Consider the following 1,376-nt stretch of genomic DNA (forward strand, 5'->3'; position numbering starts at 1 on the left):
TGGTTAAGCCCTCGATCGATTAGTATCTCTCAGCTTCACATGTCACCATGCGTCCACACGAGACCTATCAACCTCATCTTCTCTGAGGGATCTTACTCACTTACGTGATGGGAAATCTCATCTTGAGGGGGGCTTCATGCTTAGATGCTTTCAGCACTTATCCCTTCCACACGTAGCTACCCAGCGATGCTCCTGGCGGAACAACTGGTACACCAGCGGTGTGTCCATCCCGGTCCTCTCGTACTAAGGACAGCTCCTCTCAAATTTCCTACGCCTGCGACGGATAGGGACCGAACTGTCTCACGACGTTCTGAACCCAGCTCGCGTGCCGCTTTAATGGGCGAACAGCCCAACCCTTGGGACCTACTTCAGCCCCAGGATGCGACGAGCCGACATCGAGGTGCCAAACCTCCCCGTCGATGTGGACTCTTGGGGGAGATTAGCCTGTTATCCCCAGGGTAGCTTTTATCCGTTGAGCGACGGCCCTTCCATACGGTGCCGCCGGATCACTAAGCCCGACTTTCGTCCCTGCTCGACCTGTATGTCTCGCAGTCAAGCTCCCTTATGCCTTTGCACTCTGCGAATGATTTCCAACCATTCTGAGGGAACCTTTGGGCGCCTCCGTTACTTTTTAGGAGGCGACCGCCCCAGTCAAACTGCCCACCTGACACTGTCCCTGAACCGGATCACGGTTCGAGGTTAGAATTCCAGTACAGCCAGGGTAGTATCCCACCAACGCCTCCACCGAAGCTAGCGCTCCGGCTTCCAAGGCTCCTACCTATCCTGTACAAGCTGTACCAAAATCCAATATCAAGCTACAGTAAAGCTCCATGGGGTCTTTCCGTCCTGTCGCAGGTAACCTGCATCTTCACAGGTAATATAATTTCACCGGGTCTCTCGTTGAGACAGTGCCCAAATCGTTGCACCTTTCGTGCGGGTCGGAACTTACCCGACAAGGAATTTCGCTACCTTAGGACCGTTATAGTTACGGCCGCCGTTTACTGGGGCTTCAATTCAGAGCTTCTCCCGAAGGATAACCCCTCCTCTTAACCTTCCAGCACCGGGCAGGTGTCAGCCCCTATACGTCGCCTTGCGGCTTAGCAGAGACCTGTGTTTTTGATAAACAGTCGTTTGGGCCTATTCACTGCGGCTCTCTCGGGCTTGCACCCTAATAGAGCACCCCTTCTCCCGAAGTTACGGGGTCATTTTGCCGAGTTCCTTAACGAGAGTTCTCCCGCGCGTCTTAGAATTCTCTTCCCGCCTACCTGTGTCGGTTTGCGGTACGGGCACCAGTCACCTCGCTAGAGGCTTTTCTTGGCAGTGTAGGATCAGGAACTTCGGTACTATAATTTCCCTCGCCATCACAGCTCAGCCTT

General features: G+C 54.0%; 1 rRNA gene. It reads right to left on the reverse strand.

The features are described from left to right. A 23S ribosomal RNA gene (locus KS419_RS00200) occupies nucleotides 1-1,376 on the reverse strand; the annotation flags it as partial.

It is taken from the genome of Evansella tamaricis (assembly GCF_019042215.1).
GTDB classification, from domain to species: Bacteria; Bacillota; Bacilli; order Bacillales; family Salisediminibacteriaceae; genus Evansella; species Evansella tamaricis.